The sequence below is a fragment of the Corynebacterium macclintockiae genome (genome assembly GCF_027570165.1).
Classification (GTDB): Bacteria; Actinomycetota; Actinomycetes; order Mycobacteriales; family Mycobacteriaceae; genus Corynebacterium; species Corynebacterium macclintockiae.
On the sequence record NZ_JAKMUV010000001.1, the window covers coordinates 278075 to 300360 of the forward strand.

Consider the following 22286-nt stretch of genomic DNA (forward strand, 5'->3'; position numbering starts at 1 on the left):
GCGTCGGTGTTTAGGACGTGCCCTTATCCTTGCCTGAGCCACCCGACATGTTGCGAATCGGGATGCCAGCCAGCTGCGTCAACGCATCGGCGCACCACTGCACCAGCTCCGTATCGCGCAGCGGAACCGCGCGCATGCCCTGGCCGCGCTTCGGCGCCGGGATCAGCACGATCTTGGTGGTCGCGCGGTAGTTCGCGGCGGGGAACAGGCGCTTCAGGCGCACCTGGGTGGAATCCTGCAGCTCGATGGGGCTGAAGCTGATCTTCGAGCCCGTGGCCACCACCTCCGTGACCTGCAGATCGCGGCACAGCAGTCGCAGGCGCGAGAGCACCGCGAGCATCTGGATCTGCTCCGGCGGCTCGCCATAGCGGTCGCGCAGCTCCTCGAGGACCTTCTCCATCTGCTCCTCGTCCTGCACCTCGGCGAACTTGCGGTAAGCCTCCAGGCGCAGCCGCTCCGAAGCGATGTACTCGGCCGGGATGTGCGCGTCCACCGGCAGGTCGATGCGGATCTCCTTCTTTTCCTCCTCCCGGCCATCGACGGGCTTGCCGTCGGCCATCGCGCGGAACGCCTCCACAGCCTCGCCGACCAGGCGGACATAAAGGTCGAAGCCCACGCCTGCGATGTGTCCGGACTGCTCGGCGCCCAGCACGTTGCCAGCACCGCGCATCTCCAGGTCCTTCATGGCCACGGCCATGCCTGCGCCCAGGTCGTTGTTCTGGGCGATGGTCGTCAGCCGGTCGTAGGAGGTCTCGGTCAGCACCTCCCCCTTCGGGTATAGGAAGTAGGCGTAACCGCGCTCGCGGGAGCGCCCCACGCGGCCGCGCAGCTGATGCAGCTGGGACAGCCCCATGTGGTGGGCGTTTTCCACGATCAAGGTGTTGGCATTCGCAATGTCCAGGCCCGTCTCCACGATGGTGGTACACACCAGTACGTCGAACTCGCGATCCCAGAAGCCCTTCACCGTGGTCTCCAGCTGCTCCTCGCTCATCTGGCCGTGTGCGACCACCACGCGGGCCTCCGGTACCAGGCGGCGAATGTCCGCGGCGGTCTGCTCAATACTGCGGACCTTGTTGTGCACGTAGAACACCTGGCCGTCGCGCAACAGCTCGCGGCGGATGGCCGCGGCCACGTGCTTATCCTCCTGCGCACCCACATACGTCAGCACGGGGTGACGATCCTCCGGCGGGGTGAGAATGGTCGACATCTCACGGATGCCCGCCATCGACATTTCCAGCGTGCGGGGAATCGGGGTCGCAGACATCGTCAGCACGTCCACGTGGGTGCGCAGCGACTTGATGTGCTCCTTGTGCTCCACACCGAAGCGCTGCTCCTCGTCCACGATGATCAGCCCCAGGTTCTTCCAATGCACGCCTGTCTGCAGCAGGCGGTGGGTACCGATCACGATGTCCACCGTGCCGTCGGCCATGCCGGCGATGACCTTCTTGGATTCCGCCGGGGTGGTAAAGCGCGATAGCTCCTTGATAGTGGTGGGAAAGTCCTGCATGCGCTCGCTAAACGTGTTGTAGTGCTGCTGCGCCAACAGGGTGGTCGGCACCAGCACGGCCACCTGCTTGCCGGACTGCACGGCCTTGAATGCGGCGCGCACCGCCACCTCGGTCTTGCCATAGCCCACGTCGCCGACGATCACGCGGTCCATCGGCACCGGCTTTTCCATGTCGGCCTTCACAGCCTCGATGGCGTTGTACTGGTCCTCGGTCTCTGTGAACGGGAAGGCATCTTCCATCTCCCGCTGCCAGGGCGTATCTGGTGCAAAGGCGTAACCCGGCGCGGCCTGGCGGCTGGCGTAGAGCTGCACCAGCTCGCCCGCAATCTCCCGCACCGCACCGCGGGCCTTGCGCTTGGTGTTCTTCCAATCCGCGCCACCCATCTTCGACAGCGAGGGCTTCTCCCCACCGACGTAGCGCGACAGCATATCCAGCTGATCCATCGGCACGTAAAGCTGATCGCCCGGCCCACCCCGCTTGCTGGGGGCGTACTCCAGCACCAGGTATTCGCGGCGGGAGGCGTCCGGCCCCTTGCCCACCGTGCGTTCCGTCATCTTCACGAACTTGCCAATGCCATGGGAATCGTGCACCACCAGATCGCCCGGCTCCAACGCCAGCGGGTCCACGCGATTGCGCTTCTTGGCGGGCTTGCGCTTGCCTGTGGCCTTCGCGTCCACGCGGTTGCCTGTCAGGTCCGTTTCCGTGAAAAACAGCAGGCTGGGGCGCTTGTCATCCCCGGCGAAGGGGAACACCAGCCCTTCAAAGGCCACAGCGTGATAGATGCTCACCTGGCGGGGTGCGGGCTCGTCGGCGGTGGTGTGCTTGGACTTCTTGATCCGCCCCAGGCCACGACTGCCACTGAGGTCCACTCCGATCGCCTCGGCCGCAATGCCGGCCTCCTGGAAGCGCCGCAGCATGCGAGCCGCCACGGCCGGGGTCGGGGCGGCGAAGGCCACCCTTCCACCGGATTCCACGCGCTTGCGGATGTCGCTCATCAGCGCGCCGATGGCCTCCATCTCGCCGTGCGGTCGGGGCGCCGAGTCGTAGTTGAGTTCTAAAACGTCGGAAGTGTCGGCGTCAAAATCCGCCATCCCGAGCGTAGACAGCGTCCACCAGGGCCGCCCCAGCTTCTGCTGCACCTTCTGTACCGCGTCGATCGAGAGATAAGCCACGCCCTCCATCGGCGCCGAGCCGCCCATGGCGGCGACATCCCAGCCTGCCTCCAGGAACTGCTGGCCGGTTTCGCGCAGGTCGTGGGCGCGGCGTTCGACGGCCGCGGGCGCCATCACCAGCGTGTGCGTACCTTCCGGCATGAGCTCCGGCAGCGCCACCAGCTCGGCCGTGTGCAGCGCCGGAATCAGCGATTCCATCCCCTGTACCTGGATTTTCTGGCTGATCTTGTCGAGAATCTCGGCCAGCTCCGCGTTGCCGGCGTGTTCTTGGGCCAAGTTCTTTGCTTTGGACGCCACCTTGTCCGTGACGATCAGTTCCCGGCACGCGTAGACCATCACCTCGTCGGGCTCTACCCCAGGGATGGTCCGCTGGTCGCCGACGCTAAAGGCGCGAACCTCCGTGATCTCGTCACCCCAGAAATCCACGCGGACGGGCATCTCCTCGGTCGCGGGGAAGATATCCACAATGCCGCCGCGGATGGCGAAGTGGCCGCGTTTGCCCACCACATCGACGTGGGTGTAGCCGAGCTCCTGCAGTCGGTGGGTCAGGGAATCGAAGTCTATCTCCTCCCCTGCCTTCAGCCGCACGGGGGTGACCTCGCCCAGGTTGGACTGCACGGGCTGCACCGTCGCGCGCGTTGGAGCCACCACGACCTGCAGGTTCTCGTCGCCCTCGTGCAGTCGGCGCAGTACTCGCATGCGGGTGGAGACCGTCTCCACAGCCGGGGACAGCTTCTCGTGCGGCAGGGTCTCCCACGACGGGAACAGTTCCACGCGATCCCCCAGCATGTAGCGCAGCACCGTGGTCAGGTCCTGGGCCTGGCGCCCCGTGGCCGTGACCACCAGCAGCGGGGTACGCTGCGCCAGTGTGCCGACAACGAAAGGCCACGCGCCCTCGGGGGCCTGCATGTGCAGGGAACCCTCCCCCAGGTGCGTCATCATCCCGCGCAGTTTCCCGTCCTGCGCGGCGGCTTTCAGCAGCCCCGCCAGGCTGGGCGCCGGTTTCGACGAAGGGTTGGCGTTGGCTTGCGACGTGGCTGTCTGACTCATGGCCAACAGTCTATCTTCCACATCACCCGGCGGTTTATGCGCCCGGTTGGGTGTGCTGTAAAGTGTTCGCTGCACATCAATATGTGCGCTTCTCCCATGGTGTAATTGGCAACACTACGGTTTTTGGTACCGTCATTCTAGGTTCGAGTCCTGGTGGGAGAGCTTTTTCTTTTGGAGGGTGGGGCGATACATGTCCGACAAGTCCAGCACAGATTCCAGTAGGTTCTGGCACACATTCACCACGAAATTCATCGGCACACCACCCGAGAGCGACCTGAAGCACGTCGAGGAAAACGCGGGTCGCTATTCCCTGGGCTTCGGCACGCAGAACATCGGCGATCAGATCGTTTCTGCGAAGACGGTTCTGCCGTGGTTCCTGTCGGTCGTCGCCGCCCCGGCGTGGGTCATTCCACTGCTGGTGCCGATCCGCGAGTCCGGTTCAATGCTGCCGCAGGCCCTGTTCCGCCCGTGGCTGCAGACGAAGACCTCGCGGTTGGGTTTCATGCTCATCGGCACGCTTGGCCAGGCGCTGGCGTGCGCGATCATGGTCGCCGCAGCACTTCTGACCGATGGATTGCTGGCCGGGTTAATCATCCTGCTCGCCCTCGCTCTGCTGTCCACCTGCCGCTCTTTGGTTTCGCTGACCAGTAAAGATATCGCTGGGCGCACCGTGCCGAAGGGCTTCCGCGGGCGCCTGACCGGTTTTGCCACCACCCTGTCTGGTGCGGTGGCGATCCTGGTGGGTGTGGCCATTCAGGCCGCCCGTGGGGAGCTCACCCCCTCCCTCTTCGCAATCCTTTTCGCCATCGCCGCTGTCTCCTGGTTGGCCAGCGCATGGCTGTTTAAGGGGATCCGGGAGGGCGTCACTAAACAAGAAGAAAAAGACCTGCCACAGGGCACGAACTACGTACGCGATGTGGTCGACGACATCGTGGACCTCGTACGTTCTGACCGCAACTTTAGGCGCTTCGTGCTGGTCCGTTCGCTGCTACTGGCCTCCGCGCTATCGCCGACGTTCCTGGTCACAATGGCGAACCAGCAAAGCGCCGCGGAGGAATCCTCGCTGGCCAGCGCCATTTTCACAGGCCTGGGCACCTTCGTTATCGCCGCTGGCGTGGCCTCGTTGCTCGCGGGCAGGGTCTCGGGCTGGCTGTCGGATGTGAGCTCCCGCAACACCCTGTCCGGCGCCGCGCTGTTGGCCACGATCGTCCTAATCGTCACTGTGGTGCTGAGTTATGTTTCTTCGCTTAGTGACGCCCACGCGTGGACCACTGCCCTGGTGTGGTGGCTCCCCATCGCGTTCTTCATCATTTCGCTTGCCCACGCTGCGATTAGGGTCGCCCGCTCCACCTATATCGTCGACATGGCAGAGGGCACACAGCGCACCCGCTATGTGTCGGTAGCCAACACGCTGATGGGCGTGTTGCTGCTGATCGTGGGTGCGCTGACCAGTGTGCTGGCTCTGCTTTCCCCCGAGGTTGCGCTGGCCGCGCTGGCTCTTTTCGGCCTGCTGGGCGCAGCCCTGTCCAAGAGCTTGCCGGAGGTATCGGTGGGCAAAAGCGAGATTTCTTAAACGCTCGCGGGCGACCCTCACCGACGCGGCGGCGAAGCGACGCTATGCTGGAATTCGCTTTAACCGAAAGTAAGGAATGCCAACAACGTGACTGATGCTGCACAGAACCCCGAAGCTCACCCGAAGGCCCAAGACAAGCCTGTGGCAGTGATCGTGCTGGCCGCTGGGGCGGGTACGCGGATGAAGTCCGCAACCCAAAAGACCCTGCACTCCATCGGCGGGCGCACCCTCCTTTCCCACAGCCTGCACGCCGCCGCCGGCATCGACCCGGCCCGCATCGTTGCTGTTATCGGCCACGGGCGCGACCAGGTCGGCCCGGCTGTAGCCGAGGTATCCAAGCAGCTGGGGCGTGAGATCGACACGGCTGTCCAGGAACAGCAGAACGGCACCGGCCACGCCGTGCAGTGCGCGATGGAGGCACTGGAAGGCTTCGAGGGCACCGTCGTGGTCACCAACGCGGACGTTCCACTACTTTCACCCGATACCCTGCGGGAACTCACCGCCACCCATAATGGCGCGAGCGTAACCGTGCTGTCCGTCCACCAGGACAACCCCACCGGGTACGGCCGCATCCTGCGCACCAACGACGGCATGGTCACCGCCATCGTCGAGGAAAAGGACGCGACGGAGAAGCAGAAGGCAATTACCGAGGTCAACTCTGGCGTGTTCGCCTTCGACGCTGCAATTCTGCGCGACGGCTTGGCGCAGTTGAATACCGATAACGCCCAGGGCGAGCTGTACCTGACCGACGTTCTGAGCATCGCCCGTCGAGCGGGCCACCCCGTGCGTGCCCACATCGCCGCCGATGCGGCGGAACTGGCGGGCGTCAACGACCGCGTACAGCTAGCCGCCGCAGGCGCCGAGCTCAACCGCCGCACCGTAACCGCCGCAATGCGTGGCGGGGCGACCATCGTGGATCCGACGACGACCTGGATCGACGTGGACGTAAAGGTCGGCCAGGACGTAACCATCCTGCCGGGCACCCAGCTGCTTGGCACCACGACCATCGCCGACAATACGCAGATCGGACCGGATACCACGCTGGAGAATGTCACGGTCGGCGAAGGCGCACACGTTGTGCGCACCCACGGCTCCGATTCCACCATCGGCCCGCGTGCCGAGGTCGGCCCCTACACCTACATCCGCCCCGGCACGGTGCTGGGCGAAGAGGGCAAGCTCGGCGGCTTCGTCGAAGCCAAGAAGGCGAACATCGGGCGGGGCTCCAAGGTTCCGCACCTGACGTACGTCGGCGATGCAACGATCGGCGAATACTCCAACATCGGCGCCTCCAGCGTGTTCGTGAACTACGACGGCGTGAACAAGCACCACACCACCGTGGGCTCCCACGTGCGCACCGGCTCGGATTCGATGTTTATCGCCCCGGTCGTCGTGGGCGATGGCGCGTACTCTGGTGCCGGCACCGTGATCAAGGAGGATGTACCTCCGGGAGCACTGGTGGTCTCCGGCGGAAAGCAGCGAAACGTCGAGGGTTGGGTCGCTAAGAAGCGCCCCGGCACCCCGGCAGCTGAAGCCGGGGAAGCCGCCGCCAAGCGCGTGGCCGAAGGCGGTTCGCCAGCCTCCACGCCACAAGCTGACCAGCAGTAGCGCACTCCGCCGCTCTGGTTTTGTTGATATCTTTGGGCGCGACCTAAAATGGGGAGCGCCCTATTAAAAGGTTAATAGTCCAGCTCTTCGACCGGAAGGTTAAAGCACAAGTGTCCACCACCCACTGGATCGACAATCAAAAGAACCTGATGCTGTTTAGCGGCAGGGCTCATCCGGAATTGGGGGAGGCTGTTGCCCGCGAACTGGGCATCGAGGTCACTCCGACCACCGCCCGCGACTTCGCCAATGGCGAGATCTTCGTTCGCTTCGAAGAGTCCGTCCGCGGTTCCGATGCCTTCGTGCTCCAGTCCCACCCGCAGCCGTTGAATAACTGGCTGATGGAACAGTTGATCATGATCGACGCTCTGAAGCGCGGCTCTGCCAAGCGCATCACCGCGATCTTGCCGTTCTACCCCTACGCCCGCCAGGATAAAAAGCACCGCGGCCGCGAGCCGATCTCCGCCCGCCTGGTTGCCGACCTGTTGAAGACCGCCGGCGCAGACCGCATCGTCTCCGTCGACCTGCACACGGATCAGATCCAGGGCTTCTTCGATGGCCCGGTGGACCACATGCACGCCATGCCGATCCTGACCGACCACGTGAAGTCCAACTACAACCTGGACAACATCTGCGTGGTCTCCCCCGATGCCGGCCGCGTGAAGGTAGCCGAGAAGTGGGCCAACGTGCTGGGCGATGCCCCGCTGGCCTTCATCCACAAGACCCGCGACGTAGACGTGGCCAACAAGGTCACCGCCAACCGCGTGGTCGGTGACGTGAAGGGCCGCACCTGCGTGCTGCTGGATGACATGATCGATACCGGTGGAACCATCGCTGGCGCCGTCGGCGTGCTGCGCGAAGCTGGCGCGGGCGACGTGATCATCGCTACCACCCACGGTGTGTTCAGCGGCCCGGCACGCGAACGCCTGAGCAACTGTGGCGCCCGCGAGATCATCACCACCGACACGCTGCCGCAGTCCACCGAGGGCTGGGACAACCTGACGGTGCTGTCTATCGCCCCGCTGGTGGCTAAGACCATTCACGAGATCTTCGAGAATGGCTCCGTGACCACTCTGTTTGAGTAGTTTTATTCCCCGGTTGGGGGTGTGCTAACATACTTTCGAATCTCGGCGAGGGCTGAATTCTTCTACAGGATTTGGCCGTTATCGGCGCGAAAAGCACATTCCCCCTTCTTTTTGTTTGACGTAACCTTTAAGCGAGACCGCTCGCGTGCGGGTTCGTGACCAATAAAACTGTGGGATGCATACACGCCGCGAGATATCGCGGCATTTTTTATGCCCGCGGTTGAAACGCACAAAACAATCAGAGCCCATCTGAAGCGTAAAACTAGAAGGAGAAATTCATGGCTGATATCACCCGTCTGAAGGGCGAGCTGCGTACCGAGTTCGGCAAGGGCGCTTCCCGCCGCCTGCGTCGCGACTTCCGCGTTCCGGCTGTTGTCTACGGCAACAAGCTGGAGCCGATGCACGTCCACGTTGACATCCTGGAGTTCCAGGCAATCCTGCGTAACGAGGGCGTCAACGCCGTTCTGGAGCTGGAGGTCGAGGGCCAGGACCACCTGGTCATGATCAAGGCTGTTGACCAGAACGTGCTGACCCTGGACGTTGACCACGCTGACCTGCTGAACGTTAAGCGCGGCGAAAAGGTTGAGGTTGACGTTCCGGTTGTCTTCACTGGTGAGGCAGCTCCGGGCGCCCTGGTCACCCAGGAAGCAGACGTCATCACCATCCTGGCTGACGTTCTGAACATTCCGGAAGAGATCACCGTCGATGTTGAGGGCAAGGAAATCGGCGACCAGATCCTGGCTAGCGACCTGCAGATGCCGGGCAACGCTTCCCTGGTTTCCGAAGAGGACACCCTGATCATCAACGTTGTGGAGCCGGTGGAAGAGGAACTGCCGGAGCCGGACGCAGAGGGCGAAGCTGCCGAGGGCGAGGCTGCCGAGGCAGCCGAGGGCGAGTCCGCAGAGGGCGAGTCCGAGGAGTAAACCACTCCCCCTTCACCCACTGGGGCCACACACGTGCAACCTACGCACGGTGTGGCCCTTTTTTATTGACGCCACCCCACGGCTGCGGGGGCTGTCCGGGGTGGACAGTACAATGACCGTCAGTGAGCTAGAGAGAGGGCTGGAGAAGGTGGCGTCCCAAAACAAAAAGCAACACACCAACAGCGACACGTGGCTGCTCGTCGGCTTGGGCAACCCCGGCGATAAATACGCTACGACAAGGCACAACGTCGGGCGCATGGTGATTGGCGAGGTGCTCGATCGACAAGTTCCAGCCGCACGGCTGAGTACCCACAAGAAGACCAACACCGACATCGCCGAAGTGAACATCGCGGGGCGCAAGGTAGTGCTGGCGCAACCGCGGACGTACATGAACGTCTCCGGCGGGCCGGTACAGCAGCTGGCGGCGTTCTTTAAAATCCCGGCGGAGAACATCATCGTGGCCTACGACGACCTGGAAGGCGATCCGGGGGCAGTGAAGCTGCGACAGTCCGGTGGCGACAAGGGGCACAACGGGCTGAAATCCATCACAAAGTCGCTGGGCACGAAGGACTATTGGCGCCTGTCGTGCGGTATCGGGCGGCCACCCGGTCGTATGGATCCGGCGGCCTATGTGCTGAAGCCCTTCCCGAAGAGCGAGGCCGCCGACGTGGCGATAATGTGTGCCGACGCGGCGGATGAGGTCGAGCGGCTGCTGGCGCAGGGCTAGAGGCACCTTCCCCGGCGGGATAAGCGGCGCCGGTGATGTGACAGAGATGTGAGAGACTAGAGCGCGTGAGTTCCTTGAAGAAGATTTTCGCGACCTTGTTTGGCCGTCACCGCGACGGCGGTGCAGATAGCTCCGGCTCGGCCGAGCGCGCGACTGCGACCACCCCGGATATCAAGCCCGAGTTCCTGGTTGTCGGCCTGGGCAACCCCGGCGCGAAGTACGCCGGGACCAGGCACAACATCGGGTACATGGCTGTCGATGAGCTGCTAGAAAGGCATTCGGGACAGTTGCAGCCCGTCGCGGGCGCGCCGGCGCAAGTAGCGCTGGTGGAGATTGCTGACGTACCCGTGGCGCTGGTGCGTTCCACGACGTACATGAACGAATCCGGCGCGGCCATCGGCCCGCTGGCGGAGCGATATGGCATTCCCAGCCAGAAGGTCATCGTTCTCCACGATGAGTTGGACATCGCGCCCGGGCGCATCCGCATCAAGGATCATGGCGGGGAGGGCGGCCACAACGGTTTGAAGTCCGCCACCCGTCACCTGGGCACTAACCAGTACACCCGCGTGCGCATGGGCATTGGGCGCCCGCCGCAGGGCACTAGTGTGATCGATTTCGTGCTATCCGTATTCGAAGCTGACGGGGAGCAGACTTGGCTGAGCACAGCGATCGACACGGCCGCGGACGCGGTAGAGCTGATCGTGACCAAGGGCAACGACATCGCCCGCAATGACATTCACACCCGCTAGGGGCTACCAGCTAGGCTTGATGCATTATGAGCTCTACTGCTACTGAGGCCAACCGCCGCCGCACATTCGCCGTTATCGCCCACCCGGACGCTGGTAAGTCCACCCTCACCGAGGCTCTTGCCCTGCACGCGCACATGATTAAGGAAGCCGGTGCGGTCCACGGAAAGGCGGGGCGTAAGTCCACCGTCTCTGACTGGATGGATATGGAGAAGGACCGCGGCATCTCCATCGCCTCCTCCGCCCTACAGTTCGAATACGCCCCGGAGGGCCACGAGGGCGAGCCGTACATGATCAACCTGGTAGACACCCCGGGTCACGCCGATTTCTCGGAGGATACCTACCGAGTTCTTTCTGCTGTGGACGCCGCGGTGATGCTGATTGACGGGGCGAAGGGCCTGGAGCCTCAGACGCTGAAGCTGTTCCGAGTGTGTAAGGCCCGCGGCCTGCCGATCGTGACGGTGGTGAACAAGTGGGACCGTCCGGGGCGCAGCCCGCTGGAGCTGGTGGATGAGATCGTCAACGAGATCCAGCTGCAGCCCACTCCCCTTTTCTGGCCCGTCGGTGAGGCTGGCGACTTCCGCGGTCTGGCGCGCATTAACGACGATGGCGAAGCTGAGGAGTACATTCACTTCCTGCGCACCGCCGGTGGCTCGACCATCGCGCCGGAGGAGCACTACACCCCGGAGCAGGCCGCCGAGCGGGAAGCCGATGTCTGGGACACGGCCGCGGAAGAAGTCGAGCTGCTGGCCGCGGATGGCGCTTTGCACGACCAGGATCTCTTCCTGGAATGCACCACTTCCCCTCTGATCTTCGCCTCCGCGATGCTGAACTTCGGCGTGCACCAGATCCTGGATACGCTGTGCGCGCTTGCCCCCGCACCGGCTGGACGCGATTCAGATCCGAAGGTCGTGGAGGCCGCCGCGGGTGGCAACTCCGTCGCCGTGGACGAGCACCGCGATCCGAGTGACGAGTTTTCCGGCGTGGTGTTTAAGGTACAGGCGGGCATGGACCGCAATCACCGCGACTCGCTGGCCTTCATGCGCGTGGTCTCCGGCGTGTTCGAACGTGGCATGCAGGTCACACACGCCCAGTCGGGCCGGTCTTTCTCTACGAAGTATGCCCTGACCGTGTTCGGCCGTACTCGTTCGACCGTGGAGGCCGCGTACCCCGGCGATATCGTGGGCCTGGTGAACGCGGGCTCGCTAGCGCCCGGCGACACGATCTACAGCGGCAAAAAGGTGCAGTTCCCGCCCATGCCGCAATTCGCGCCGGAGCACTTCCGCACGCTGCGCGCCAAGTCTCTGGGCAAGTACAAGCAGTTCCGCAAGGCCCTCGAGCAGTTGGATTCCGAAGGCGTTGTGCAGATCCTGCGCAACGATGCGCGCGGTGACGCTAACCCGGTCATGGCCGCCGTTGGCCCCATGCAGTTCGAGGTTATGCAGGCGCGCATGGACGTTGAGTACAACGTGGAGACCGTGGCCGACCCTGTACCCTACTCTGTCGCCCGTCGTACCGACGCCGAATCCGCGCCGGTGCTGGCCAAGCAGCGAGGCGTGGAGATTTTCACCCGCTCCGATGGGGAACTGATCGCCCTGTTCGGCGACAAGTGGAAGCTGGCTTTCGTGGAGAAGGAGCATCCGGAGCTGACGATGGAGCCGCTGGTCGCCGACTAGTCCGGCCTGATTTCTGGGGCAGACTTCTGGGCCAAACTTGTAGGCCAGACTTCCGGCTCAGCCAGAAAAAATATTGCACAGGGTTGGCAACAATTCACCACCTGTGTAATATTTTGTGCATGGCTAAATTTCTGTATCGCGTCGGTCGTTCCGCGTACTTCCACAAGTGGCGTTTCCTCGCCGTCTGGCTCATAGTGCTGGTCGGCGTGGGCACCGCCTCTGCACTGCTAACGAAACCAACCTCCCAGTCCTTCACGATCCCTGGGTTGGAATCCATCGAAACCCAGGAAAGGATCAAGGAGCTCTTCCCCAATGGTGAGGATGCCGATGCGCTAGAGGCCGCCAAGGGCAAGCTAGTCATCCAAGCCCCCGAGGGGCAGAACCTCGCGGAGGGCGAGGCAGCTCAGTCGACCGAGGACATTCTGCAGGCGCTGCAGAAGCTGGACTTCCTGCAGGACAAGGAAAAGCTAGTCTCCCCTGTCCTAGCCAGCGAAAATATGCACCAGCAGATGGCTCCGATGAAGCAGAAGCAGGGCATGCCGAAGGAACAGGTTGCCTCCGACATTGCTGCTTTAACCCCCCTAAGCCCCGACAAGCGCACCGGCATCATCGAGGTCTCCTTCGACGCGGAGACCGCCGCCGACGTCCCCGCCGAGGATGTGAAGAAGTTCGAGGAGGTGGTCAAGGACAACAAGGGCAACCTCCAAGTCGGCTGGTCTGGTAACGCATTCCAGCAGCCAGAGATGAGCATGGCCTCCGAAATCATCGGCCTTGCCGTCGCTGCCATCGTGCTGATCGTCACCTTCGGCAGCCTCGTCGCCGCCGGCCTGCCGTTGCTTTCCGCGGTAATCGGCGTGGGTACCGGCATCGGTATCGTCATGGCCGCGACCTCCATCACCGACAGCATTAACTCCATGACCCCGACCCTGGCCTCCATGATCGGCCTGGCCGTGGGCATCGACTACGCGCTGTTCATCCTCTCCCGCTTCCGCAGCGAGCTGATCGCCCATGTGAACGGGCAAGATCTGGAGCCGAAGGAGCTGCAGCAGAAATTCAAGACCATTCCCGCCAAGGAGCGGGCGCATCTGGCCGGGCTGGCCGTCGGCAAGGCCGGTTCCGCCGTGGTATTCGCTGGCCTTACGGTGCTGATCGCACTGGCCGCGCTGTCGATCATCAACATTCCTTTCCTTACCGCCATGGCGCTGGCCGCCGCGCTGACAGTGGCCATCGCCGTTATCGTCGCAATCACCCTGCTTCCCGCCATCATGGGTCTGATCGGCACGAAGGTCTTCGCTGGCCGCGCCCCGATCGTCAAGGCACCGGACCCGGAGAACGACAAGCCGACCATGGGCCTGAAATGGGTGCGCGTGATCCGCAAGAAGCCCGCGCTGTGGTTGATCGCCTCTGCGGTTCTGCTGGTTCTTTTGGCCATCCCCGCCATGAACCTGCGCCTGGCCATGCCTTCCAATGGATCCATGGCTAAGGGCACGCCGAACCGAGTGGCGTACGAAATGACCGAGGAGGGCTTCGGCGCCGGCCGCAATGCACCAATGGTCGCCCTCGTCGAATACGGCAGCCTCGACGAAAAGCAGAGGGCCACCGCCGCACAAGAGGCAGTGGCCACACTCCAGGGCACCGACGGCGTAGACAACGCGCAGATTGTTCAGACCAACGGAGATCCGCACAATCCCGCCGACTTGGGCACCGCAGCCCAAGTGCTCATCACCCCGTCCTACGGAGCAACGGATGCCCGCGCGGCCGACGTGCTAGAGCAGATGCGCGCCGAGGAAGCCGGTTACACCGACAAGACCGGCGCCAGCTACGCCATCACCGGCGTAACGCCCATGTACGAGGACATCTCCCAGCGCCTGTCGGACGTCCTCATCCCCTACATCGCCATTGTGCTGGTGCTGGCGTTCATCCTGCTGATGGTGGTGTTCCGTTCCATCTGGGTACCGCTAATCGCCGCGCTCGGCTTCGGCCTGTCCGTCGCCGCCACGTTCGGCGTCACCGTTGCACTGTGGCAGGAAGGCTTCGGCGGAATCATCGACGATCCGCAGCCGATCATTTCCTTCCTCCCCATCATGCTGATCGGTATCGTCTTCGGCCTGGCCATGGACTACCAGGTCTTCCTTGTCACCCGCATGCGCGAAGGCTGGGCGCACGGCAAGACCGCCGGCAACGCCACGGCCAACGGCTTTAAGCACGGCGCGCGTGTAGTCACAGCCGCCGCGCTGATCATGATCTCGGTCTTCGCCGCGTTCATCATGGCCGACGAGCCGTTCATTAAGGTTATGGGCTTTGCCTTGGCCACCGCCGTATTTTTTGACGCCTTCGTCGTCCGCATGACCTTTATTCCAGCGACGATGTTCCTTCTCGACGAGCACGCGTGGAAGTTCCCCACGTGGCTGGGCAAGATCATCCCCGCTGTCGATGTCGAAGGCGAAAGCCTGGTCGGCCTGGAAGCAGGAGCGAAGAACGATCACGCCAACCAAGAGGACGATGGGCGCCCTGCGGAGGCGCTAGAGGATGGGAAGTAGGGGCGTCACAATGCAAGGCATGAGCACCCCCGGTCTACGGGACCGCAAGAAGGCCGAGACGCGTACGCGCATTGCTTACGCCACCGTCGACCTATTGGTAAATGAGGGGACAGAAGGCACAACAATCGCCCGGATCGCAGAAAAGGCGAATATATCAACGCGCACATTTCACAATTACTTCCCACATCGTGAGGCAGCATTGTTGCACATGCTCAACCAGTTTCTTGACGAAATGGTTGACATGGTGAATCTTGCAGAACCTGGCAAAAAGTTGATATCGATCGCCGAAGATATTGCAATCAGCTTTTATAATCGACCAGCCGCAAGCCCCACTAGCATCGAATCGCTGTCGCGCATTGCCGATCACCTACATGGCACTCCACCCCATCTGCGGGCGGAATTGTTCGGCGATAATGATCGTAGGTTCCACAGCGGTCTAGAGTTTTTCTCCCCTCTTGTGCAGGCATTACAGGACTATAGCTATCGAGAGGGGAAGGAACTGAGCACCCCGAATGCGCTCCTTGTCGTTCAAACAATCATGCTCGTCCCCGGCATTTTCACCGCACTCGAACAGGACGGATCCCCGTCTACAGATAGTGATGTGAGGAACGCTTTTCACTTATTGGCAAACGGCCTTTCAGAGCTAGGTTAGTGTAACGTACAAGAATTACTGAAAGGTCCCCCATGTCCTCGAGTTCGAGCATTCCCGAACCCTCTGCATCTCGGCGCGAAGAAAAGAAAGCCCTCACCAAGCGAAGCCTGATCGATGCTGCCGTCGACCTCTTCATCAACGACGGTCCGGAAGCAGCTACGGTACATGCCATCACCAAGCGGGCAGGCGTGTCGCCCCGCACCTTTCACAACTACTTCGAACGCCGGGATGACGTCTTCGCCTACTACCTGCACGATGTCTTTGAAAACTTCGCGCAGCACCTACACGACATCGCCGCTGACCACCCCACGGGGCGGACTGCGGACATCCTCCGCGACACGATGTGGACCTACTGCTACCCACCACAGAGCCCTGAAGGGGAGATCCTCGACCCAACAGTGCCGGACATCCGCAAGTTCAAGCCGCTGCTCATCATGCTGGAGCACCCGCAGAAGAACAGTAGTGGGGAGAGCCTCGAGGTAGATCTACCTTCCCTCACTCAACCGGGCACAACCGCGATCTGCGAAATCGACCCTGCCCTCACCCCCTTCGATGCCTTCCTACTGCTGGACGTATCCTTCAGCATTGCACTGCGTGCCATGGAGGCGGCCGTGGACGATAGGCTATCTGCTGGCTCCACCCCGCGGGAACTCTACGACCGCGCCTTCGACATGCTGGCCAGCGTGGACCGCGGCTAGGCTCCCCCATCCCCTAGGGCACTGGTGCCCGCAGGCGCTCTGGCACCCCGGTTTTCCGCCCCGCGGATTGATGGGGAAAGATGGTCGGTGTGGAATCCGAAGGAATTTTCTCAACGCTTCTGAATGCAACGCTGATCATCGGCGGCTACCCGATCCTGTGGCGAGAAATCGTCGGCAACGCATTCGGTCTAGCATCCGCCGTCGGCGGTATGAAGCGCGTTGTCTGGGCGTGGCCCGTGGGCATCGTCGGCAACATGCTGCTGTTCACCGTATTCATGGGCGGCCTGTTCCACACCCCGCAGGATCTGGACCTCTACGGCCAGGCCGGTCGCCAGGTGATGTTCCTCATCGTTTCGCTGTACGGCTGGTACAAGTGGAACCGCGCGCGCACCGCCGGCATGCGCGAACCTGACAACACCGACCCTTCGCGCTCCATCGTCAGCGAACCCGCGGCCGATAGCGCCGCCGTTCAGCCCAGCTGGGCCAGCGCCAAGGCGCGCCTAGGAATGCTGGCCTTCGCGATCGCCGGCACCGTCGTTTTCGCGCTCATCTTCGACGCACTCGGTTCGTGGGGACCGTGGGCAGATGCCTGGATCTTCACCGGTTCCATCCTGGCGACCTTCGGCATGGCTCGCGGCTGGACAGAGTTCTGGCTGATCTGGATCGGGGTGGACATCGTCGGCGTACCGCTACTGCTCACAGCTGGCTACTACCCCTCCGCCGCGCTTTACCTCATTTACGGCGCGTTCGTCATGTGGGGATTCATCGTCTGGCTACGCGTGCAGCGCCGCGAGGGGAACACTGCGACCAGCTAAGCCAGCAGCTCCCGCCACTTCTGCACATCAACCTGGTCGGTGGTTGCGGGATCAAATTGCGCGTTGTGGTCCTTGTGCTCCAGCACCGCGCGCACGCCTTCGATGAAGTTCTTGCCTCGTCGCAGCTCAGAACCGACCTTGTACTCCATGTCCAGAGCCTCGCGAAGGGTCGCGTGTTCCGCGCGTCGGAACAGTTCAACCGTCGCCACCAGGCTCTCCGGACTGGCCCCCTGCAAGGATTCGGCCACCTTGATTATAAACTGGGTCAACTCGGCGTCCCCAATAGAAGAACTAGCATCTACAGCCTCAACAATCCGGGCCTCGATCGCGCCCCAATCGCCGTCGGCAAAGGTCTGCTCAATCCATTCGTGGTGCTTCTGCAGGATGGAGGTTGGTTCCTGCAGCGCTTGCGGATCTAGCGCATTACTACGCAGGGCCTCCGGCAAATCACCGGAGTGCAAGTCGGATTCGAACTTATTCACGTCCGCAACCAAGTTCGTGCCGAGCCCCGTGTACAGCATGTCGGCGGGGCTAAGCCGCCAGCCCGTCGTGGCAATAAAAAGACCCACCGCAGGCGACACATCCAGGTGGGTCAGACGATAAGACATTCCGACATCGGGCACGAAGCCAATGGCGGCCTCCGGCATCGCACCGAGCGTCCGCGGGGTAACAACGCGGTGCGAACCGTGCATTGAAATACCCATGCCGCCGCCCATGACGATGCCTTCCAGCAGCGCGATGACGGGTTTGTTTACCTGGGAGAGTCGCTCGTTGAGGTCGTACTCTTCCTCGAAGAAGGAATCCCCGAAGCGGTACATGCGCTTCTTGTCGCGCATTCGCACATAGCGAACGTCGCCGCCCGCGCAAAAAGCCTTTTCAGAGGAGGACTTAATGACGATGAACTGAATCCAATCGTCATCCGCCCACTTATCGATGGCTTCGCGGATAAGGCGAATCATCTCTACGCTTAAGGAATTCAGAGCTTTCGGGCGGTTTAGCTCAATCACTCCGATATGACCGGCGACGACGGTGGTTACCTCGGCGTCCGGGTCGTAGGTCGGGTGCTTCCTTCTCTTGTCGGCCATGCAACCATAATTGCAGGAACCCCGACCCACCGCAGCCGGACAGCAGTTTTTGCTGCCCCTTTGGGTTTACTTCGACTTTTTCGAGGACTTCTTGGCCTTCTTGTCCTTCTTTTTCTTGGACTTATCCTTTGCGGACTTCTTGTCTCCAGCCTTCTTGTCTCCAGCCTTCTTGTTCCCAGACTTCTTGTCCTTCTCAGACTTTTCGGCCTTGTCAGCCTTGTCGGACTTCTCAGCCTTCTCTGCTTTCTGAGAGCCAGAGTCCTCGGCCTGCTTCACAGCCGCCTTCTCCAAAGCCTTGGCCACGTCAGGCACGTAGCGGAACTGGGTGCGCGGCGGGCGCTCGTAGGTCGATTCGGATTCCGGGCGCTCCGGGATCTTCGGCACGCTCTTTTCCACGTATTCCCACGGGATCGTGTTCAGCAGGTGGTTGATCACATTGATGCGGGAACGCTTCTTGTCCTCGGACTCCACCGTGTACCACGGTGCGGAAGGAATGTCGGTGTGCACAAACATTTCGTCCTTCGCGCGCGAGTAGTCCTCCCAGCGCGTGATGGACTGCAAGTCCATCGGGGACAGCTTCCACTGGCGCAGCGGATCGGACTGGCGGGACTGGAAGCGGCGGATCTGCTCTTCGTCAGAAACGGAGAACCAGTACTTGCGCAGGATAATGCCGTCCTCCACCAGCAAGCGCTCGAAGATCGGTGCCTGGTGCAGGAAGCGGCGGTATTCCTGGGTGGTGCAGAAGCCCATCACACGCTCCACTCCGGCACGGTTGTACCAGGAGCGGTCGAAAATGACGATCTCTCCGGCCGTCGGCAGCTTCTCAATGTAACGCTGGAAATACCACTGGCCCTGCTCGCGCGAGCTCGGTGCCGGCAGTGCCTCGATCCGGCACACGCGCGGGCTGAGGTACTGGGTGATGCGCTTGATGGCGGAACCCTTACCAGCGGCATCGCGCCCCTCCATCACGATGACGATACGCGCACCTGTTTCCACCACCCACTGCTGCATTTCGACGAGTTCCGCCTGAAGCCGCTTAAGCTCCTTTTCGTAGGCCTTTTTGTCCAGCTTGGGTAGTGCGTTGTTCATCTTTCTTACTTTAGTTCTTCGCAGGCCAAACGCCTAATGTGTTTTCCCCTCCCCACGTTGCCGAACCTAGGCGCAACTCGCGCCACGAAAGGTGCAATAATTAGCCTTTATGCAGACAAAGGGAGCCGCTTCAACGCGGATGGAGAACTTTAGGCACCTGTCGATCAGCCTTCCGGTTAAGATCATGCTCAGCGTGCTCGCGGTGCTGTCCGCCTTGCCGAAGGTGATCAACACCCGCGGCTTCCACTACCACCTGGATCTGGATGTCTATCGGGTGGGAGCCCAACGCGTCCTGGACGGCCAGGAGCTCTACAGCGGCCACTTCCACATCATCGGCGACACATACCTGCCGTTTACCTATCCCCCGATTTCGGCGCTTCTCTTCACGCCTCTGGCGGTTCTGCCCTATGACCTTTCGGCGATCCTGTTGATTGCCGCCACGGTCGCAATTACCTGGTGGGTTTTCGCCCACACCCTGCACGTGGCGGCGCGCCTGGATCGCTCGTCTGCCGGGTGGATCGCGGTGGCGTTGGCCATCGTGCTGATCCACCTGAGCCCAATCCACACCAGCCTGGCTTATGGGCAGATCAACGTGTTGCTGATGGGCATGGTCTTCGCTGATGCGTTGATCGTTCCTCGCCGTTATCGTGGCCTGTTGACGGGTGCTGCGGTTGCTATCAAATTGACGCCCGCAGTGTTCGGCCTGTGGTTCCTTCTGCGCAAGGACTGGGGTTCCATCCTGCGCATGGGCGCGGGCACGCTGGGCACTACAGCTCTGGCGTGGCTGATCCTGCCGCGGGATTCTCTGGAGTATTGGACCCACACGCTGCGCGATTCCAGCCGCATCGGCAACCATGAATACGCCCTGAACCAGAGCCTCAACGGTCTGCTCTACCGTTTCGGACTGCGAACGGCGGACTCCTCCAGCCTGCTGTGGGTGCTGCTAGTGTGCGCCTCGCTGGTGATCGTCGCGTTCGTCATGTTCAAGCTACTGCAGGCACAGGCTCCCATCGTCGCGTTGTGCGTCAATTCACTCTTCGCCCTGCTGGCCAGCCCGATTTCCTGGAACCACCACTGGTCGTGGGCCCCAGTGCTGCTGGTGGCGTTGGCCAGCTATGCGGTAGCCAACCCCACGTCCCCGCTGGCCACGCCTCGTTGGCTGTGGACGGGACTGGTAGTGCTGGGCTTCGCCGCCTTCGCCTTCGAGCCCTCCGCTTTTGTTCCTTTCCAGGAGCAGCGCGAGTTGGAGTGGAACGCCTGGCAGGTAATCCTGGGCAACGCCTACCTGTGGTGGACCCTCCTCGCCCTGGCGGTGATGGCGATTCACCTGGCGCTATATCGCGACAAAGGCGAAGCGCCGACGGCCACGGAGACGGCTTAACATTCGGGGATATTCACGGAAACGTTCGTGGCCAGTCCTCCACCGGCCGTTTCCTTGTACTTCTCTGACATATCCTTGCCGGTCTGGCGCATCGTCTCGATAACCTCGTCGAGGGTGACGTGATGATCCCCGTCACCGCGCATAGCCATCTTGGCCGCGTTGATAGCCTTACCTGCACTGATGGCATTTCTTTCGATACAAGGGATCTGCACCAGCCCGCCGATGGGGTCGCAGGTAAGCCCCAAAGAATGCTCCATTGCAATCTCCGCGGCATTGGCCACCTGACGTGGCGAACCGCCGAGGATCTCCGCCAGCCCGGCCGCAGCCATGGAGGCTGCCGAGCCGACCTCGCCCTGGCACCCGACCTCCGCGCCGGAAATGCTGGCGCGCTCCTTGTACAGCGAGCCAATCGCACCCGCGGCCAGTAGGAAGCGCCGGTTCACCTGGAAGGGGTTCTCCTTGCCCGCGGGCGTGAACTCGCGCGCATAGAACATCACGGCGGGGATGATGCCCGCGGCACCGTTCGTCGGCGCGGTGACCACTCGCCCACCGGCCGCGTTTTCCTCGTTCACCGCCAGGGCGACCAGGTTCACCCAATCCTCGGAAAACTCCGCGGTGCGGTGCGGATCTTCGTCCATCAGCTGGTCGTACCAGCGTTTGGCGCGACGGCGAACCATCAGAGACCCCGGCAGCACTCCAGCAAAGGTCACGCCACGCTTGGCGCAATCCTGCATAGCCTGGGCAATGGCGTCCAGGTTTGCATCAATCTGTTCATCGGTGCGCAGTGATTGTTCGCAGCGCCGCTGCACCTCCCCCAGGCTGATGCCCGCGTGCTCGGCTAGGGAGATCAGCTTGTCGCCGGACTCGAACAGCCACGCCCCGCTGAGCTCGTCCAGGGTCGGGACTTCCTCCTCGGTGCGGATGAAGCCACCGCCGATGGAATAGTAGGTCTGTTTCAGTGGCTCAGCCGTGGCGGACTGTTCGGGGCTGGACAGGCCACTGACCACGAAAGTCAAGGCATTCGTGTGAATCGAGCGGCGCACCGTCGGGCGCAGCACGATGTCCTCGAAACCACAGGTGACGGGCAGGTTCTTATCCCCCGCCAGATAAATGGTGCGGGTCTGGCGAATCTCTTCCAGCCGGGACTGCATATAGTCCGGATCCACCTGCGCCGGGTCGGCACCGTCCAAGCCCAGCAGGCAAGCCCCCAGTGTGCCGTGACCAGCGCCGGTAGCTGCCAGCGAGCCATAAAGGATAATGCTGATGCTTAGCCCGTGTTCGCCCTCATCGGGCAGGCTCACCACGTCTGCCAGCTTGTCAGATCCCAGCGGGTGCAGCCGCTCGCCTTGGGCTGAGTCGGCAGCGCGGGGAGACGTGGCGTCCACACCCACAAGAGCCTTGACCCGCTGCGCGAAGGACAGTCCCGCGCGCATCGGTCCGACGGTATGCGAGGACGACGGGCCTACGCCGATCTGAAAGAGGTCGAAGACGCTGACGGTCATGCTGGTTACTTGGGTACTGGGTTCGTTGTTAGTGGTTAGTTTCTAGTTGTCCTCGACGCGGAACTCGGCCATGCGATCCCACTCGGTCTTGCCCGGGATCTTCGTGTTGATGATCTCCGGGGTCTCCAGCAGGTACTTCGGCATCTCGTCGCAGGCGCGCTTGAAGTGCTCGGACTCGACGTGTGCGACATCGGCATCGTCCTGGAAAGCTTCGATCAACAGGAACTCGTTGAAGTTCTCGGGATCGCGGAACCAGTCGAAGAAGATGTTGCCTTCCTCCGCACGGGTGCCTTCCGTGAACCAGGAGACCTCCTGCAGGAAGGTGTCGGCGAACTCGGGGCGAACCTTGTACTTTACGCTGATCAAAATCATGATTCTCCACAGTACGCGCCCCACCGGCGCGTTAGCAGCCAGCGCCCCTTCTCCCCTGGTCAGGCTGCACCACTTGTCCCTGGTGAGGGC

Annotated in this window: 17 protein-coding genes and 1 tRNA gene; 13 read left to right on the top strand and 5 right to left on the bottom strand. The window is 62.2% G+C overall.

Features of this window, described 5'->3' with window-relative positions:
* Positions 1-10 precede the first annotated feature (10 nt).
* A complete protein-coding gene (mfd, locus tag L8U58_RS01195; RefSeq protein ID WP_269954507.1) occupies positions 11-3730 on the bottom strand; it encodes a transcription-repair coupling factor in 3720 nt (1239 codons plus the stop codon).
* A 90-nt stretch (positions 3731-3820) separates the two neighbouring features.
* Here mfd and L8U58_RS01200 point away from each other — a divergent pair.
* From L8U58_RS01200 to L8U58_RS01255, 12 genes are all read left to right on the top strand, one after another.
* A tRNA-Gln gene (locus L8U58_RS01200) sits at positions 3821-3892 on the top strand.
* A 28-nt stretch (positions 3893-3920) separates the two neighbouring features.
* Entirely contained in the window at positions 3921-5303 is a 1383-nt protein-coding gene (locus L8U58_RS01205; RefSeq protein ID WP_269954508.1) for an MFS transporter, read from the top strand.
* Between the two features lie 87 nt (positions 5304-5390).
* Entirely contained in the window at positions 5391-6908 is a 1518-nt protein-coding gene (gene glmU, locus L8U58_RS01210; protein WP_420839811.1) for a bifunctional UDP-N-acetylglucosamine diphosphorylase/glucosamine-1-phosphate N-acetyltransferase GlmU, read from the top strand.
* Positions 6909-7018: 110 nt separating this feature from the next.
* Positions 7019-7990: a ribose-phosphate diphosphokinase gene (locus L8U58_RS01215; RefSeq protein ID WP_034972269.1), complete on the top strand. Its 972-nt coding sequence runs from the start codon at positions 7019-7021 to the stop codon at positions 7988-7990.
* Between the two features lie 278 nt (positions 7991-8268).
* The gene (locus L8U58_RS01220; protein ID WP_034972270.1) at positions 8269-8913 is read left to right on the top strand and encodes a 50S ribosomal protein L25/general stress protein Ctc; all 645 of its coding nucleotides are present in this window, start codon (positions 8269-8271) and stop codon (positions 8911-8913) included.
* A 100-nt stretch (positions 8914-9013) separates the two neighbouring features.
* The gene (gene pth, locus L8U58_RS01225; protein WP_034967346.1) at positions 9014-9640 is read left to right on the top strand and encodes an aminoacyl-tRNA hydrolase; all 627 of its coding nucleotides are present in this window, start codon (positions 9014-9016) and stop codon (positions 9638-9640) included.
* Between the two features lie 65 nt (positions 9641-9705).
* A complete protein-coding gene (gene pth / locus L8U58_RS01230) occupies positions 9706-10389 on the top strand; it encodes an aminoacyl-tRNA hydrolase (protein WP_420839812.1) in 684 nt (227 codons plus the stop codon).
* Between the two features lie 26 nt (positions 10390-10415).
* Complete coding sequence (locus tag L8U58_RS01235; RefSeq protein WP_034972273.1) at positions 10416-12062, top strand: peptide chain release factor 3; 1647 nt, start codon at positions 10416-10418, stop codon at positions 12060-12062.
* A 119-nt stretch (positions 12063-12181) separates the two neighbouring features.
* Positions 12182-14602 carry an MMPL family transporter gene (locus L8U58_RS01240; RefSeq protein ID WP_269954509.1) on the top strand — a complete coding sequence of 807 codons (2421 nt, stop codon included), beginning with the start codon at positions 12182-12184 and terminating at the stop codon, positions 14600-14602.
* A 19-nt stretch (positions 14603-14621) separates the two neighbouring features.
* A complete protein-coding gene (locus L8U58_RS01245; protein ID WP_269954510.1) occupies positions 14622-15254 on the top strand; it encodes a TetR/AcrR family transcriptional regulator in 633 nt (210 codons plus the stop codon).
* A 32-nt stretch (positions 15255-15286) separates the two neighbouring features.
* Positions 15287-15952 (top strand): TetR/AcrR family transcriptional regulator, encoded by a 666-nt coding sequence (locus L8U58_RS01250; RefSeq protein WP_051893814.1) that lies wholly within the window; start codon positions 15287-15289, stop codon positions 15950-15952.
* An 80-nt stretch (positions 15953-16032) separates the two neighbouring features.
* Positions 16033-16767, top strand: a complete 735-nt coding sequence (locus tag L8U58_RS01255) for a nicotinamide mononucleotide transporter family protein (RefSeq protein ID WP_034972276.1) — start codon at positions 16033-16035, stop codon at positions 16765-16767.
* Here L8U58_RS01255 and L8U58_RS01260 read toward each other — a convergent pair.
* Together L8U58_RS01260 and ppk2 are read right to left on the bottom strand one after the other, a co-directional pair.
* The gene (locus L8U58_RS01260) at positions 16764-17852 is read right to left on the bottom strand and encodes a 3-hydroxyisobutyryl-CoA hydrolase (protein WP_034979413.1); all 1089 of its coding nucleotides are present in this window, start codon (positions 17850-17852) and stop codon (positions 16764-16766) included. The two genes, L8U58_RS01255 and L8U58_RS01260, sit on opposite strands and share 4 nt — an antisense overlap.
* A 66-nt stretch (positions 17853-17918) precedes the next feature.
* Entirely contained in the window at positions 17919-18941 is a 1023-nt protein-coding gene (ppk2, locus tag L8U58_RS01265; protein ID WP_269954511.1) for a polyphosphate kinase 2, read from the bottom strand.
* 109 nt (positions 18942-19050) lie between these two features.
* On the opposite strand from ppk2, the gene L8U58_RS01270 reads away from it, so the two are divergent.
* Positions 19051-20322, top strand: a complete 1272-nt coding sequence (locus L8U58_RS01270) for a glycosyltransferase 87 family protein (protein WP_269954512.1) — start codon at positions 19051-19053, stop codon at positions 20320-20322.
* On the opposite strand, the gene L8U58_RS01275 is transcribed toward L8U58_RS01270, so the two are convergent.
* Positions 20319-21824, bottom strand: coding sequence for an L-serine ammonia-lyase (locus L8U58_RS01275; RefSeq protein WP_269954513.1), 1506 nt, complete (start codon positions 21822-21824; stop codon positions 20319-20321). The two genes, L8U58_RS01270 and L8U58_RS01275, sit on opposite strands and share 4 nt — an antisense overlap.
* A gap of 42 nt (positions 21825-21866) precedes the next feature.
* Positions 21867-22196 carry a putative quinol monooxygenase gene (locus tag L8U58_RS01280; protein ID WP_269954514.1) on the bottom strand — a complete coding sequence of 110 codons (330 nt, stop codon included), beginning with the start codon at positions 22194-22196 and terminating at the stop codon, positions 21867-21869.
* Between the last annotated feature and the right edge of the window lie 90 nt (positions 22197-22286).